At 47.7% G+C, this 13,813-nt stretch carries 23 protein-coding genes; all 23 read right to left on the reverse strand.

Going from position 1 to position 13,813, the window contains the following annotated elements:
• Positions 1-21 precede the first annotated feature (21 nt).
• Positions 22-582, reverse strand: a complete 561-nt coding sequence (rpsE, locus tag H3S82_RS08190) for a 30S ribosomal protein S5 (protein ID WP_078040399.1) — start codon at positions 580-582, stop codon at positions 22-24.
• A gap of 103 nt (positions 583-685) precedes the next feature.
• Entirely contained in the window at positions 686-1,048 is a 363-nt protein-coding gene (rplR, locus tag H3S82_RS08195; RefSeq protein WP_077971821.1) for a 50S ribosomal protein L18, read from the reverse strand.
• A 12-nt stretch (positions 1,049-1,060) separates the two neighbouring features.
• Positions 1,061-1,594, reverse strand: coding sequence for a 50S ribosomal protein L6 (gene rplF / locus H3S82_RS08200; RefSeq protein ID WP_078039658.1), 534 nt, complete (start codon positions 1,592-1,594; stop codon positions 1,061-1,063).
• Positions 1,595-1,631: 37 nt separating this feature from the next.
• Positions 1,632-2,030, reverse strand: coding sequence for a 30S ribosomal protein S8 (gene rpsH / locus H3S82_RS08205; RefSeq protein WP_075870491.1), 399 nt, complete (start codon positions 2,028-2,030; stop codon positions 1,632-1,634).
• Positions 2,031-2,044: 14 nt separating this feature from the next.
• Complete coding sequence (gene rpsN, locus H3S82_RS08210; protein WP_077971825.1) at positions 2,045-2,350, reverse strand: 30S ribosomal protein S14; 306 nt, start codon at positions 2,348-2,350, stop codon at positions 2,045-2,047.
• 24 nt (positions 2,351-2,374) lie between these two features.
• Positions 2,375-2,932, reverse strand: coding sequence for a 50S ribosomal protein L5 (gene rplE / locus H3S82_RS08215; protein ID WP_077971827.1), 558 nt, complete (start codon positions 2,930-2,932; stop codon positions 2,375-2,377).
• Positions 2,925-3,239: a 50S ribosomal protein L24 gene (gene rplX / locus H3S82_RS08220; protein WP_077971829.1), complete on the reverse strand. Its 315-nt coding sequence runs from the start codon at positions 3,237-3,239 to the stop codon at positions 2,925-2,927. The genes rplE and rplX overlap by 8 nt, the downstream gene beginning before the upstream one ends.
• Before the next feature lie 12 nt (positions 3,240-3,251).
• Positions 3,252-3,620 carry a 50S ribosomal protein L14 gene (gene rplN / locus H3S82_RS08225; RefSeq protein ID WP_008039971.1) on the reverse strand — a complete coding sequence of 123 codons (369 nt, stop codon included), beginning with the start codon at positions 3,618-3,620 and terminating at the stop codon, positions 3,252-3,254.
• A gap of 144 nt (positions 3,621-3,764) precedes the next feature.
• On the reverse strand, positions 3,765-4,004 hold the full coding sequence (gene rpsQ, locus H3S82_RS08230) for a 30S ribosomal protein S17 (protein ID WP_077971831.1): 240 nt from the start codon (positions 4,002-4,004) through the stop codon (positions 3,765-3,767).
• Between the two features lie 12 nt (positions 4,005-4,016).
• On the reverse strand, positions 4,017-4,217 hold the full coding sequence (gene rpmC / locus H3S82_RS08235; protein ID WP_077971833.1) for a 50S ribosomal protein L29: 201 nt from the start codon (positions 4,215-4,217) through the stop codon (positions 4,017-4,019).
• A 12-nt stretch (positions 4,218-4,229) separates the two neighbouring features.
• Positions 4,230-4,643: a 50S ribosomal protein L16 gene (gene rplP / locus H3S82_RS08240; protein ID WP_075870485.1), complete on the reverse strand. Its 414-nt coding sequence runs from the start codon at positions 4,641-4,643 to the stop codon at positions 4,230-4,232.
• 38 nt (positions 4,644-4,681) lie between these two features.
• Complete coding sequence (gene rpsC, locus H3S82_RS08245; RefSeq protein WP_077971835.1) at positions 4,682-5,392, reverse strand: 30S ribosomal protein S3; 711 nt, start codon at positions 5,390-5,392, stop codon at positions 4,682-4,684.
• Positions 5,392-5,781, reverse strand: a complete 390-nt coding sequence (gene rplV / locus H3S82_RS08250; RefSeq protein ID WP_075870483.1) for a 50S ribosomal protein L22 — start codon at positions 5,779-5,781, stop codon at positions 5,392-5,394. Before rplV ends, rpsC begins: the two co-directional genes overlap by 1 nt.
• 2 nt (positions 5,782-5,783) lie before the next feature.
• On the reverse strand, positions 5,784-6,062 hold the full coding sequence (rpsS, locus tag H3S82_RS08255) for a 30S ribosomal protein S19 (protein ID WP_075870482.1): 279 nt from the start codon (positions 6,060-6,062) through the stop codon (positions 5,784-5,786).
• A 15-nt stretch (positions 6,063-6,077) separates the two neighbouring features.
• Positions 6,078-6,911, reverse strand: a complete 834-nt coding sequence (gene rplB, locus H3S82_RS08260) for a 50S ribosomal protein L2 (protein ID WP_077971836.1) — start codon at positions 6,909-6,911, stop codon at positions 6,078-6,080.
• Positions 6,912-6,931: 20 nt separating this feature from the next.
• The gene (locus H3S82_RS08265) at positions 6,932-7,225 is read right to left on the reverse strand and encodes a 50S ribosomal protein L23 (RefSeq protein ID WP_077971837.1); all 294 of its coding nucleotides are present in this window, start codon (positions 7,223-7,225) and stop codon (positions 6,932-6,934) included.
• A complete protein-coding gene (rplD, locus tag H3S82_RS08270) occupies positions 7,222-7,842 on the reverse strand; it encodes a 50S ribosomal protein L4 (RefSeq protein ID WP_077971838.1) in 621 nt (206 codons plus the stop codon). Before rplD ends, H3S82_RS08265 begins: the two co-directional genes overlap by 4 nt.
• Positions 7,843-7,844: 2 nt before the next feature.
• On the reverse strand, positions 7,845-8,582 hold the full coding sequence (rplC, locus tag H3S82_RS08275) for a 50S ribosomal protein L3 (RefSeq protein ID WP_077971839.1): 738 nt from the start codon (positions 8,580-8,582) through the stop codon (positions 7,845-7,847).
• A gap of 27 nt (positions 8,583-8,609) precedes the next feature.
• Complete coding sequence (gene rpsJ, locus H3S82_RS08280; RefSeq protein WP_075870855.1) at positions 8,610-8,918, reverse strand: 30S ribosomal protein S10; 309 nt, start codon at positions 8,916-8,918, stop codon at positions 8,610-8,612.
• A gap of 66 nt (positions 8,919-8,984) precedes the next feature.
• Complete coding sequence (tuf, locus tag H3S82_RS08285) at positions 8,985-10,160, reverse strand: elongation factor Tu (RefSeq protein WP_078040400.1); 1,176 nt, start codon at positions 10,158-10,160, stop codon at positions 8,985-8,987.
• Between the two features lie 64 nt (positions 10,161-10,224).
• Complete coding sequence (gene fusA, locus H3S82_RS08290; RefSeq protein WP_077971840.1) at positions 10,225-12,309, reverse strand: elongation factor G; 2,085 nt, start codon at positions 12,307-12,309, stop codon at positions 10,225-10,227.
• 30 nt (positions 12,310-12,339) lie between these two features.
• Complete coding sequence (rpsG, locus tag H3S82_RS08295; RefSeq protein WP_075868529.1) at positions 12,340-12,810, reverse strand: 30S ribosomal protein S7; 471 nt, start codon at positions 12,808-12,810, stop codon at positions 12,340-12,342.
• An 18-nt stretch (positions 12,811-12,828) separates the two neighbouring features.
• Positions 12,829-13,200 (reverse strand): 30S ribosomal protein S12, encoded by a 372-nt coding sequence (gene rpsL / locus H3S82_RS08300; protein WP_002964366.1) that lies wholly within the window; start codon positions 13,198-13,200, stop codon positions 12,829-12,831.
• Positions 13,201-13,813 lie beyond the last annotated feature (613 nt).

Below are 13,813 nucleotides of genomic sequence, written 5' to 3' on the forward strand. Positions count from 1 at the left end.
CTATATCGCAAGTTCCACGAACTATTCTTCGTTGCCAATAAGATTTTGCCGACGAGCCTGCAACGTCGAATATTTTATTCCACGTTGTGCAGCAATATCTTTCGGATGAACCTGACGCTTCAATGCATCAAATGTCGCACGGATCATATTGTAAGGGTTGGACGAACCTAACGACTTTGCAACAACATCCTGCATACCGAGTGTTTCAAAAACAGCACGCATCGGACCACCTGCGATAATACCGGTACCGGCAGCAGCCGATCTCAACAATACACGACCGGCACCATGACGTCCTTCGACATCATGATGAAGAGTACGACCAGAACGAAGTGGAACATAAATCATCTCATGTTTGGCTGATTCGGTAGCTTTGCGAATTGCTTCCGGAACCTCGCGGGCTTTACCATGACCAAACCCGACACGCCCCTTCTGATCACCTACAACCACAAGAGCGGCAAAGCCGAAACGGCGTCCGCCTTTAACAACCTTGGCAACGCGGTTAATATGAACGAGTCTGTCAACAAACTCGCTGTCCCGCTCTTCATGACGCTCGTCACGATTATTACGTTCTTTTTGTGCCATTCCTAATTCCTTTTTCTTTTCCGGAAGCACGTATCAAAAAAGAATTCCCCCACAACAAGAGGAATTCTTCGGCGAAAAAGCCCGAAAAAATCGGGCAATCAGTTTAAAAGCTCAAACCACCTTCACGAGCTGCATCGGCCAAAGCCTTAATGCGACCATGATAAATATATGCACCGCGATCGAATACAACTTCTTTAACGCCGGCAGCCTTGGCTCTTTCAGCGATAAGTTTGCCGACAGCAGTTGCTGCCTCGACATTGGCACCACCCTTGAGCGAAGGACGAAGTTCCTTATCCAAGGTTGAAGCCGATGCGACTGTGCGACTATGCAAATCATCAATGATTTGAACATAAATATTCATATTTGAGCGATGAACACTCAATCTCAAGCGGCCGTTAGCAACCGCTTTGACCTGACGGCGAACACGCTGCGCGCGACGCTGAAGTATTTCTTTAGGCGAAGCCATGACGCAAGTTCCTTATTTCTTCTTGCCTTCTTTGCGCACGATACGCTCGTTCGCATATTTGACACCTTTACCTTTATAAGGTTCCGGCCCGCGATATTCGCGAATTTCGGCGGCAACCTGCCCAACCTTCTGCTTGTCAATTCCCGAAACCAGAATTTCAGTCGGCTTTGGAACAGCAACAGTGATACCTTCAGGAACATGATAAACCACATCATGACTAAATCCCAAAGAAAGTTGAACATTCTTACCCTGCATCGCTGCACGATAACCAACACCGTTGATCTCAAGCTTCTTTTCAAAGCCACTCTTAACACCTTCAATGATATTTTCAATCATCGAACGAGACATTCCCCATTTCGAGCGTGCTTCCTTGGTTTGATCGCGCGGCGTTACATGAACCACATTATCTTCCAATTTGAGATGGATTTCGTCATCAGCAACGAAACTCAATTCTCCCTTAGGTCCTTTGACCTTGATCGCTTGCCCATCAACTGAAGCAGTAATGCCAGCCGGGACATGAATCGGTTTTTTTCCAATACGTGACATTGTATTAACCTATCTTTCTAGCTTTTCCCGACATCTCTTAGAAGATGCGGCAAAGAAGCTCCCCACCAACATTCTGCTCACGAGCCTCATGATCAGCCATCACACCTTTCGGAGTTGAAAGGATAGAAATGCCAAGACCGTTTGCAACTTGTGGAATAGACTTCACAGAAACATAAACGCGTCTACCGGGTTTCGAAACACGCGAAATTTCACGAATAACCGGTGCACCGTCAAAATATTTCAATTCGATTTCGAGCTCGGACTTACCGTTTTCAAAATCAATCTGACTATATCCGCGAATATAGCCTTCGGTCTGCAAAACATCGAGAACACGAGCGCGCAATCTTGATGCAGGCGTCGAAACCTTCGACTTCTTGCGTCCGAGTGCATTACGGATACGGGTAAGCATATCTCCAAGAGGATCTGACATAGACATTTACGAAACTCCTCTTACCAGCTTGATTTGACAACGCCGGGGATATGCCCGAACGAACCGAGATCACGCAATGCAATACGTGACATTTTCAATTTACGATAATAACCGCGCGGACGCCCTGTAACTTCACAACGGTTACGGATGCGAACCTTTGCCGAGTTACGAGGCAACTCGGCAAGCTGAATGGATGCGCGAAAGCGCTCTTCCAACGGCACCTTCTGATCCATGACAATTGCTTTCAGACGCGCACGGCGCGCTGCAAACTGCTTAGCCATCGCACGGCGATGCTTATTCTTCTCAACGGCACTTGTTTTGGCCATAACTTTACCTCGCTACGCTTGCCGTTACGCACGGAACGGAAAATTGAAACCGCGCAATAATTCACGCGCTTCATCATCCGTTTTCGCTGTCGTACAAACGATGATATCCATACCCCAGATTTGATCTACCTGATCGTAGTTGATTTCCGGGAACACAATGTGTTCTTTGATACCCATGGCAAAATTGCCACGACCGTCAAAACTTTTCGGATTAAGACCACGAAAATCGCGAACGCGTGGCAAAGCAATTGTTACCAGACGATCAAGAAATTCATACATACGGTCTCTACGCAATGTAACTTTAGCACCGAGAGGCATTCCCTCGCGAACCTTGAATGTCGCAACGGAATTACGTGCGTGCGTTACAATTGCTTTCTGCCCGGCAATAAGACTCAAATCTTCAGCAGCTCTGGCAGGTTTTTTGGAATCTGCAGTTGCTTCGCCAACACCCATATTGAGAACAACTTTCTCGACATAGGGAACCTGCATATTGTTTTCGTAATGAAACTTGTCTTGCAGTGCTTTGCGAACAACATTGACATAGTGCGTCTTCAAACGCGGCTCTTGAATCTTATCAGCCATTGATCAGATCTCCCGAACGCTTGGCAACGCGAACCTTCTTGCCATCCTTCTCGATACGAAATCCTACACGGGTAGGTTTTCCATCCTTAGGATCGGCGATCGCCAATTTGGAAATATGAAGAGGAGCTTCTTTGGAAATAATGCCTGCCTCCTGAGTTTGCGTTTGCCGCTGATGGCGCTTCACCATATTGATACCGCGTACAATAGCAGTGTTTTCCTCAGGATTAACCTTGATCACTTCCCCGTTGCGCCCTTTATCCTTACCTGAAAGGATGACGACTTTATCGCCTTTACGAATCTTGTTCATCGCAACGGCTCCCTATAGTACTTCTGGCGCGAGCGAGATGATCTTCATGTGATTCTTACCGCGAAGTTCACGGGGAACCGGTCCGAAGATACGAGTACCGATCGGCTCTTTCTTGTTATCAACCAAGACAGCAGCATTTTTATCAAAACGAATAACGCTACCATCAGCGCGACGAATATCCTTGGCAGTACGAACCACCACGGCTTTCATCACATCACCTTTTTTTACGCGGCCACGCGGAATTGCTTCTTTGACCGAGACAACAATAATGTCTCCGACAGAAGCGTATTTCCGCTTCGAGCCGCCCAGCACCTTGATGCACATGACACGACGGGCGCCGGAATTATCCGCGACGTCGAGGTTTGTTTGCATCTGAATCATGACTGGCCGCCTTCTCTAAATGTTTACGTCCGGCAGTGCATTTGACACATTCGGACTTGCCTGTCAAATTATGATTAAGACTTTTTCAAACAAAATGTTGGGCACAATAATACCCAACCTTTTGTTTATCAAAAATCCGATTTATTAAGCAGCGCCGTTTTTAACAACGACCCAGCGCTTGTCTTTCGAAATTGGCTTCGATTCTTGAATAAAGACCTGATCACCAACTTTGAATTCGTTGTTTTCGTCATGCGCTTTGTACTTCTTGGACTGGCTGACAGTCTTCTGTAAGAGCGGATGCGAATAGCGCCGCTCTACTTTGACTACAACAGTCTTGTCGTTCTTATCGCTGACGACAACGCCTTGCAGAATGCGTTTAGGCATGTCTTAACTTCCTTAAGCCTTGCTTTCGGCCGCCTTCTGGCGGGCGATTGTTTTTATGCGTGCGATATCACGGCGAACCTGTTTAACGCGCGCTGTTTTTTCCAACTGACCAGTTGCTTTCTGGAAACGCAGATTGAACTGCTCTTTCTTGAGCTTGGCCAACTCTTCATTCATCTGATCGAGCGTCTGGGCCCGTACTTCTGAGGCTTTCATCGCTTAGTCCCTTTATTCAGCTATACGCTGGACGAAACGTGTTTTAATTGGAAGCTTTGATGCGCCCAACCGTAACGCTTCACGTGCCACATCTTCAGGTACGCCGTCAAGCTCAAACATGATACGTCCCGGTGCAACACGCGTTGCCCAAAATTCGACAGCGCCTTTACCTTTACCCATACGAACTTCGGTAGGCTTCGATGATACCGGAACATCCGGAAAAACGCGGATCCACACACGGCCGGCACGCTTCATCTGACGCGTGATAGCACGACGGGCCGCCTCGAGCTGACGTGCAGTAACACGTTCCGGCTCCATAGCCTTAAGACCGTAGGCACCAAAATTAAGTTCCGTACCACCCTTCGAAACACCGTGAATACGGCCTTTGAATTGCTTGCGGAACTTTGTGCGTTTTGGCTGCAACATTGTTCTCTACTCCAAATCCTTTTTTGCCCGTCTAAAAATCAGGCGTTTTCACGACGGCGGTTCGAATTCGAACCTTGATTATCGCCTTCAGTAGCACGACGTTCTGAAGCCATCGGGTCATGTTCAAGAATTTCGCCCTTGAATACCCAAACCTTCACGCCACAAATACCATAGGCAGTATTGGCTTCCGCTGTGCCGTAATCAATATCCGCACGCAAGGTATGAAGCGGAACGCGGCCTTCGCGGTACCATTCCATACGGGCAATTTCAGCACCACCAAGACGGCCGGCGCAATTGATACGGATACCTTCAGCACCAAGACGCATTGCCGACTGGACGGCACGCTTCATAGCGCGACGGAAAGCCACACGACGTTCCAATTGCTGGGCAATTGACTGGGCAATCAACTCGGCGTCGATTTCCGGTTTGCGGACTTCAACGATATTCAAAGCAGTGTCGGCATGTGTCATTTCAGACAATTTGCGACGCAACTTCTCGATGTCGGCACCCTTCTTACCAATGATCAGGCCCGGACGAGCCGAATGAATGGTAACACGGCACTTTTTATGCGGACGCTCAATAACGACTTCCGAAATAGCTGCCTGCTTCAACTCGTTCATCACATATTTGCGGATTTTCAAATCCTCATGCAATAAACGACCATATTCACCGGTATCGGCATACCAACGAGAATCCCATGTACGATTGATACCGAGACGAAGCCCGATTGGATTGATCTTCTGACCCATTATGCGGCCTCCTCTTTATCGGACACTTCACGAACAACAATTGTAAGATGAGAGAACGGACGCAAAATTCTGCTGGCGCGGCCACGACCACGCACATGAAACCGCTTCATAACAATCGACTTACCGACTGAAGCTTCCGCCACGATAAGCGAATCGACATCCAAATCGTGATTGTTTTCTGCATTGGCAATCGCAGATTCCAACGTCTTTTTCACCGTATCGGCAATGCGTTTACGAGAAAAAGTCAAATCTGCAAGAGCTGTATTAACCTTTTTACCGCGAATCATTGCCGCTACAAGATTAAGCTTCTGCGGGCTGACACGAATTGTGCGAGCGACTGCCTTTGCTTCATTATCTTTAAGCTGGCGCGGAGCCTTAGCTTTGCCCATTATTACTTCCTCTTCGCTTTCTTGTCCGCACCGTGACCATAATAGCTGCGGGTTGGAGCGAACTCACCGAACTTATGTCCGACCATTTCTTCCGAAACAGAAACAGGAACATGCTTGTTTCCGTTATAGACACCAAAGGTCAGGCCAACAAATTGCGGCAAAATCGTGGAGCGACGGCTCCACATTTTAATAACCTCGTTACGACCGCCGGCACGTACCTTCTCAGCTTTCTTGAGAAGATAGCCGTCAACAAACGGTCCTTTCCATACTGAACGAGCCACTTCAGACTACCTCTCTTATTTCTTGCGTTGATGACGTGAGCGCATGATGAATTTATCAGTCGCCTTATTCGAACGTGTACGCTTGCCTTTTGTAGGCTTACCCCACGGAGAAACCGGATGACGACCGCCTGATGTACGACCTTCACCACCACCATGAGGGTGATCGACAGGGTTCATTGCAACACCACGAACATGCGGACGCTTGCCACGCCAACGGGCACGACCAGCTTTACCATCGTTTGTGTTACCATGATCCGAATTCGAAACGGCGCCAACAGTTGCATAACAGCCACTGGAAACCAGACGTTGCTCACCCGAATTCAAACGAAGAATAGCCATTCCCTGATCACGACCAACAAGCTGGGCGTAAGTACCGGCCGAACGGGCAATCTGCCCGCCTTTACCAGGCTTCATTTCAACATTGTGGATGATCGTACCGACAGGCATATTACCAAGAGGCATCGAGTTGCCGGGCTTGACGTCAACATTAACGCCAGCAACAACCGTATCACCGACACCCAAACGTTGCGGAGCCAAAATGTAGCTCAGATGACCATCTTCATAACGAATGAGCGCAATAAACGCTGTCCGGTTCGGATCATATTCCAAACGTTCGACTTTTGCAGGCATATCACGTTTCAAACGCTTGAAGTCCACAAAGCGATAAGTTCTTTTATGACCGCCGCCCTGATAACGGGCAGTTACACGGCCGCGATTATTACGACCGCCTTTCGACGACAGCCCTTCGGTCAGCGCTTTTACTGGCTTGCCTTTGTAAAGACCTGAACGGTCTACAATAACAAGCTGACGCTGCCCTGGCGTGGTCGGATTAAAGTGCTTGAGTGCCATTATTCCTAACTCCGAGCCTCTTAAAGACCAGTCGAAACGTCGATTGACTGACCTTCAGCCAGCGTCACGATCGCTTTTTTGACATCACTCTGTCGACCGACAACGCCTTTAAAACGTTTCACCTTACCCTTACGGGTTGTTGTATTCACTGCTGTAACTTTGACACCAAATAAAGCTTCAACAGCCGCTTTGATTTCAGATTTTGTCGCCTTGGGGGTAACCTTGAAAACGACCTGATTGTTTTCCGATAGCATCGTCGATTTTTCGGTAATAACCGGACTTACGACGACATCATAGTGGCGAAGATCTGTCATTTGAACCGCTCCTCAAGGGCTTCGACAGCTGCTTTGGACAAAACAAGTTTGCCACGACGCAGAATGTCATAAACATTAATCCCCTGAACCGGCAAAACATCTACATTTGGAATGTTCGATGCGGCACGGGAAAACTTCAAATCAATTTCCTTACCACCGATGAGCAGTGCATCAGAAAAACCGAGTTTTGCGAAATCCTTGGCTAAAACTTTCGTTTTTGCTTCTTTGACATTCAACTCGTCCACAATGATCAGATCATTGGCTTTGACTTTTGCCGACAATGCATGACGCAAACCCAAAGCACGAACCTTTTTCGGTAGTTCATGTGCATGGCTGCGGACGACAGGCCCGTGAGCCTTACCACCACCACGGAATTGCGGAACACGAGCAGATGAATGACGGGCGCGGCCTGTCCCCTTCTGCTTGTACATTTTTGCACCCGAACGCGATACATCGGCACGTGTCTGGCTTTGATGTGTACCTTGCTGACGACGGGCGAGCTGCCAACGGACAACACGTTGTAGAATATCTTCACGAGGATCTAAACCGAAGACATCTTCCGACACCTTCAATTTGCCAGCATCCTTGCCGTCAAGAGTAGTTACGATGAGATCCATTATCAGGCTCCCTCAGCGACTGTAGCTTCCGCCTTGGGGGCAGCAGCATCTGTTTTTGCATTCTTTGGCTGACGCAAAGCGGCTGGCTTCGGTGCATTCTCCGGAACGCTCTTCTTGACAGCATCCCTTACCAAAATCCAGGCACCTTTCGAACCGGGAACAGCACCGCGAACCAAAATCAACCCGCGATCAGCGTCGGTTGAAACAACTTCTATATTCAAAGTTGTAATTCTCGTCTGCCCCATATGGCCAGCCATTTTCTTACCCTTAAACACTTTGCCCGGATCCTGACGTTGACCCGTCGAACCATGGGCACGGTGCGTAATGGAGTTACCGTGCGAAGCACGATGTCCGCCAAAATTATGACGTTTCATAACGCCGGCGAAACCTTTACCGATTGATGTACCGGTGACATCAACCAATTGACCGGGAACAAAATGTTCCGCAGTAATCTCGGCCCCAACCTCCAGAAGATTGTCGGGACTTACACGAAATTCCGCAATTTTCGCCTTCGGCTCTACCGAAGCTTTTGCAAAATGACCACGCAACGCTTGAGAAGTGTTTTTCACCTTTGCAAGCCCTACGCCTAACTGAACAGCTGTGTAGCCATTCTTCTCAACTGTACGCTGAGCAACAACCTGACAATTCTCCAAACGAAGAACTGTAACAGGTACATGTTCTCCGGCATCATTATAGACGCGGGTCATGCCCAGCTTTTGTGCTATTACACCTGAACGCATCGGGTTCGTTCCTTCCGTCCCCAAGCCTTAAAGCTTGATCTCGACATCAACACCAGCAGAAAGGTCGAGCTTCATAAGCGCGTCCACAGTCTGCGGCGTCGGATCAACAATATCAAGAAGACGCTTATGTGTACGCATCTCAAACTGCTCACGGCTCTTCTTGTCGATGTGCGGCCCACGATTAACCGTGAACTTCTCGATTCGCGTAGGAAGCGGAATCGGTCCACGGATATTGGCGCCAGTACGCTTGGCGGTCGACACAATCTCACGTGTCGATGCGTCAAGAATCCGGTGATCAAACGCTTTTAAGCGAATGCGGATGTTCTGACCGTTCATACTTTTCTTATCCCTGTCAACTGGAACGTCTTTTTTCAAAGACGCTCCTTAACAATTAAAATTCAACTATTCAATGATTTTAGAAACGATACCGGCACCAACAGTGTGGCCACCTTCACGGATAGCGAAGCGGAGCTTCTCTTCCATAGCAACCGGAACAATCAGTGTGACATCCATCGTAACATTATCACCCGGCATAACCATTTCTGTACCTTCCGGCAGTGTTACAATACCGGTAACGTCTGTCGTACGGAAATAGAACTGAGGACGATAATTGGTGAAAAATGGTGTGTGACGACCACCCTCATCCTTTGTCAAAATATAAGCTTCTGCCTTGAACTTGGTGTGCGGTGTAACTGTACCGGGCTTCGCCAATACCTGACCACGTTCAACACCTTCACGTTCAATACCACGAAGAAGTGCACCAATGTTGTCGCCTGCTTCACCTTCATCAAGAAGCTTGCGGAACATTTCAACGCCGGTTACCGTCGTCTTTGTTGTCGGACGAATACCAACGATTTCAACTTCATCACCAACCTTGACAACACCGCGTTCAACACGGCCGGTAACAACTGTACCACGACCGGAAATCGAGAACACGTCTTCAATCGGCATCAAGAAAGGCTGATCAATCGGACGCTTCGGAGTTGGAATATATTCATCAACTTCGTGCATCAAAAGACGAACAGCATCTTCACCGATTTCCTTGTTGGTGCCTTCAAGAGCAGCCAATGCAGATCCCTTGACAATCGGAATCTCGTCGCCAGGGAAATCATATTTCGAAAGAAGTTCACGAACTTCAAGCTCGACAAGCTCAAGAAGTTCTTCATCATCTACCTGATCAACCTTGTTCAAGAAAACAACAATTGCAGGAACGCCAACCTGACGGGCAAGAAGAATGTGTTCACGTGTCTGAGGCATCGGGCCATCAGCAGCCGAAACAACAAGAATTGCACCGTCCATCTGGGCAGCACCAGTGATCATGTTCTTGACATAGTCAGCGTGTCCCGGGCAATCAACGTGGGCGTAGTGACGCTTCTCTGTCTCGTATTCAACGTGCGCTGTAGAAATCGTGATACCACGAGCACGTTCTTCCGGCGCAGCATCAATCTGGTCATACGCCTTGAACTCACCAAAATATTTTGTAATCGCTGCCGTCAGCGTTGTCTTACCATGGTCAACGTGACCAATCGTGCCGATATTTACATGCGGCTTCGTACGTTCATATTTGGACTTTGCCATCTGAGCTCTCTCCATTTCCTGCCCTATTCAGGGCTGAGTTGAAAGTTAATACGTAACCGCCTGATTACGCGAATTTTTTCTGAATTTCTTGAGCCACTGCTGTAGGCACTGGTTCATAATGATCAAATTGCATTGTGTATTGGGCACGCCCCTGGCTCATCGAACGCAAGCTATTGACATAACCAAACATGTTTGCGAGCGGAACCATAGCATCAACCACAGTTGCAATACCTCTCGGTTCTGTACCGGAAATTTGTCCGCGACGGGAATTCAAATCACCAATAACATCACCAACATAATCTTCCGGTGTGACAACCTCGACCTTCATAATTGGTTCAAGAAGCTGAGCACCGGCTTTCTGGGCACCTTCACGGAAAGCTGCTCGACCGGCAATTTCGAAAGCAAGGACCGAAGAGTCAACATCGTGGTAGGCACCGTCAAGCAAAGTGGCTTTAACACCCTGCATTGGGAAGCCGGCAAGAGGACCTGAACCCATAACACTTTCGAGCCCTTTTTGAACGCCCGGAATATATTCCTTGGGAACGGCACCACCAACAATCTTGGATTCAAACAGCAAACCTTCACCGTCATAAGGTTCAAAAAGAATCTTGACGCGAGCGAACTGACCCGAACCACCAGATTGCTTCTTATGGGTATAGTCAACTTCGGCAGGTTTCGTAATCGTTTCACGATAAGCAACCTGCGGCTGACCAACATTGGCTTCAACCTTGAATTCGCGACGCATACGGTCAACGATGATATCCAGATGAAGTTCACCCATACCTGCAATAATAGTCTGACCGGATTCCTCATCCGATTTAACACGGAATGACGGATCTTCAGCAGCCAAACGATTGAGCGCAATACCCATCTTTTCTTGATCGGCTTTCGTCTTCGGCTCGATTGCAATTTCAATAACCGGATCAGGAAATTCCATGCGTTCAAGAATGACCGGATGAAGCGGATCGCAAAGTGTATCGCCTGTTGTTGTTTCTTTCAAACCGGCCAATGCAACAATATCGCCGGCAAAAGCTTCATCAATATCGGTACGTGCATTCGAATGCATCAACAGCATGCGGCCGATACGTTCTTTCTTGCCTTTTACAGTGTTTTCAAGAGAGACGCCTTTATGCAACTCGCCCGAATAGATACGGCAGAAAGTCAAAGAACCAACAAACGGGTCGTTCATAATCTTGAATGCCAACATCGAAAGAGGAGCGGCATCAGAAGATTCACGTGTTGTTTCTTCACCTGTCTTAACATCGACGCCCTGAATAGCAGGAACATCAACTGGAGACGGAAGATAAGAGACAACTGCATCCAGCAAAGGTTGAACACCCTTATTCTTAAAAGCAGAACCACAAAGAACCGGATGGAAGAGTACTTCACAAGTACCCTTACGGATCAATGCAATCAGCTCTTCATTAGTCGGCATTTTACCTTCGAGATAGGCTTCGGTAGCTGCTTCATCAACTTCAACAGCAGACTCAACCAGTTTCTCACGATATTCTTCAGCTTTTTCCTTCATATTAGCAGGAATTTCGCTGGTAACTGTATGACCGCCAATCGAACCATCCCACGTAAGGGCTTTCATATCGATAAGATCAATAACGCCTTCGAAATCATTCTCTGCACCAATCGGCAATTGAAGAACAAGCGCCTTTGCACCAAGACGTGAACCAACCATTTCAACGCTGCGATAAAAATCAGCGCCGATCTTGTCCATCTTGTTGACAAAAACCATCCTCGGTACGTGATATTTTTCAGCCTGACGCCAGACAGTTTCAGTCTGGGGCTCAACACCGGCATTCGCATCCAGAAGTGCAATAGCACCATCAAGAACACGCAAAGAACGTTCGACTTCAATCGTAAAATCGACGTGCCCCGGGGTGTCAATAATATTAAACCGGCACTTCTCGCCGTTACGACCTCTCCAGAAGGTGGTTGTCGCAGCAGAGGTAATGGTAATACCACGTTCCTGCTCCTGCTCCATCCAATCCATCGTAGAAGCGCCATCATGCGTTTCGCCGATTTTATGATTCTTACCGGTATAGTAAAGAATACGCTCGGTCATTGTGGTCTTACCGGCATCAATATGCGCCATAATACCAAAATTGCGATAATCTTCGATTTTATACTCGCGAGCCATATTTTTTGCTTTCGATTAAAAAGAGTTCTCTTACCAACGATAATGCGAGAATGCGCGGTTGGCTTCCGCCATACGGTGCGTATCTTCGCGTTTCTTGACAGCCGAACCACGATTATTCGCTGCATCCATCAATTCGCCCGACAAACGATCAACCATAGTTGTTTCGTTGCGATTACGGGCCGCAGCAATGAGCCAACGAATGGCCAATGCCTGACGACGATCAGGACGAACATCCACCGGAACCTGATAGGTTGCACCACCAACACGGCGAGAACGAACTTCAACATGAGGAGCAACATTCTCTAATGCTTGATGAAACAGAGCAACAGGTTCTGTTTTTGCTTTATCTCCAACTGCATCAAGCGCACCGTAAACGATGCGTTCTGCAACTGACTTTTTACCATCAAACATGATGGCATTCATAAATTTTGTAATCACAAGATCACCGAACTTCGGATCTGGATTAATCTCACGTTTTTCTGCTCTATGGCGACGGGACATTGGCTTCGTCTCTCAAACTTATTTAGGACGCTTGGCACCGTATTTGGAACGGCGCTGCTTACGATTCTTAACACCTTGTGTATCAAGCACACCACGAATGATGTGATAACGAACACCAGGCAAATCCTTAACACGTCCGCCACGAATCATGACAACGGAGTGTTCCTGAAGGTTATGACCTTCACCAGGAATATAACCAATAACTTCAAAACCATTGGTCAAACGAACCTTGGCAACCTTACGGAGAGCCGAATTAGGTTTCTTTGGTGTCGTTGTATAAACGCGCGTGCACACACCACGCTTTTGCGGGTTTGCCTGCAAGGCAGGAACCTTATTACGCTTGACCGGCGCTGTACGCGGCTTGCGGATCAACTGGTTTACGGTAGGCATTCAACCTTCCTCTTTTCAATCTCTTTTTCGTCTCGCCCAATTTGGGCCGCTTCACTTTATTTAGTTCCCAATCAACCGGATTTAGCTCCGAACCAACTGGTAACGACAGTAAACACATGCACAAAAAACCGGGCCTCACCGCTATCGTGCAGATCACCCGACTATAAGCAGAGGAGACCTTTTAAAGCCTCATGCATCCGGCATTTGCGTTTCAAAACCGTAAAACGAACCCTGTTTGAGGCGAACTCCAAAACGTGTCGTTTTGAAAATGTAGCTAACCTCACATCGGCTCCGATGGCGGTTTATTAACGATAAACGGTGGTTGCGTCAAGTCCTATAGCCGAGAAAAACTATGAAATCGCGAATTTTACAGCGATAAGATGAACAATTGGCGGTTTATCGACATAGCAGCGACAATGTTGACCTGATTTTAACAGCCTATTCCCTTTTTGAACCCCTTTCAGAGAGTGTCGGACGCTTTCCTATTTCGGTTTTAATGTCCATTACCAGGTCATTCGAGGAATCAACCAGACTGAAAACAAGAATCGGCTATAAGTTATTCCGTTAAAATATGATGAACATTTCGGTATATTGTCATCGATAAAATGTGAAA

The sequence above is a fragment of the Bartonella sp. M0192 genome, assembly GCF_016102305.1.
Taxonomy (GTDB): Bacteria; Pseudomonadota; Alphaproteobacteria; order Rhizobiales; family Rhizobiaceae; genus Bartonella; species Bartonella apihabitans.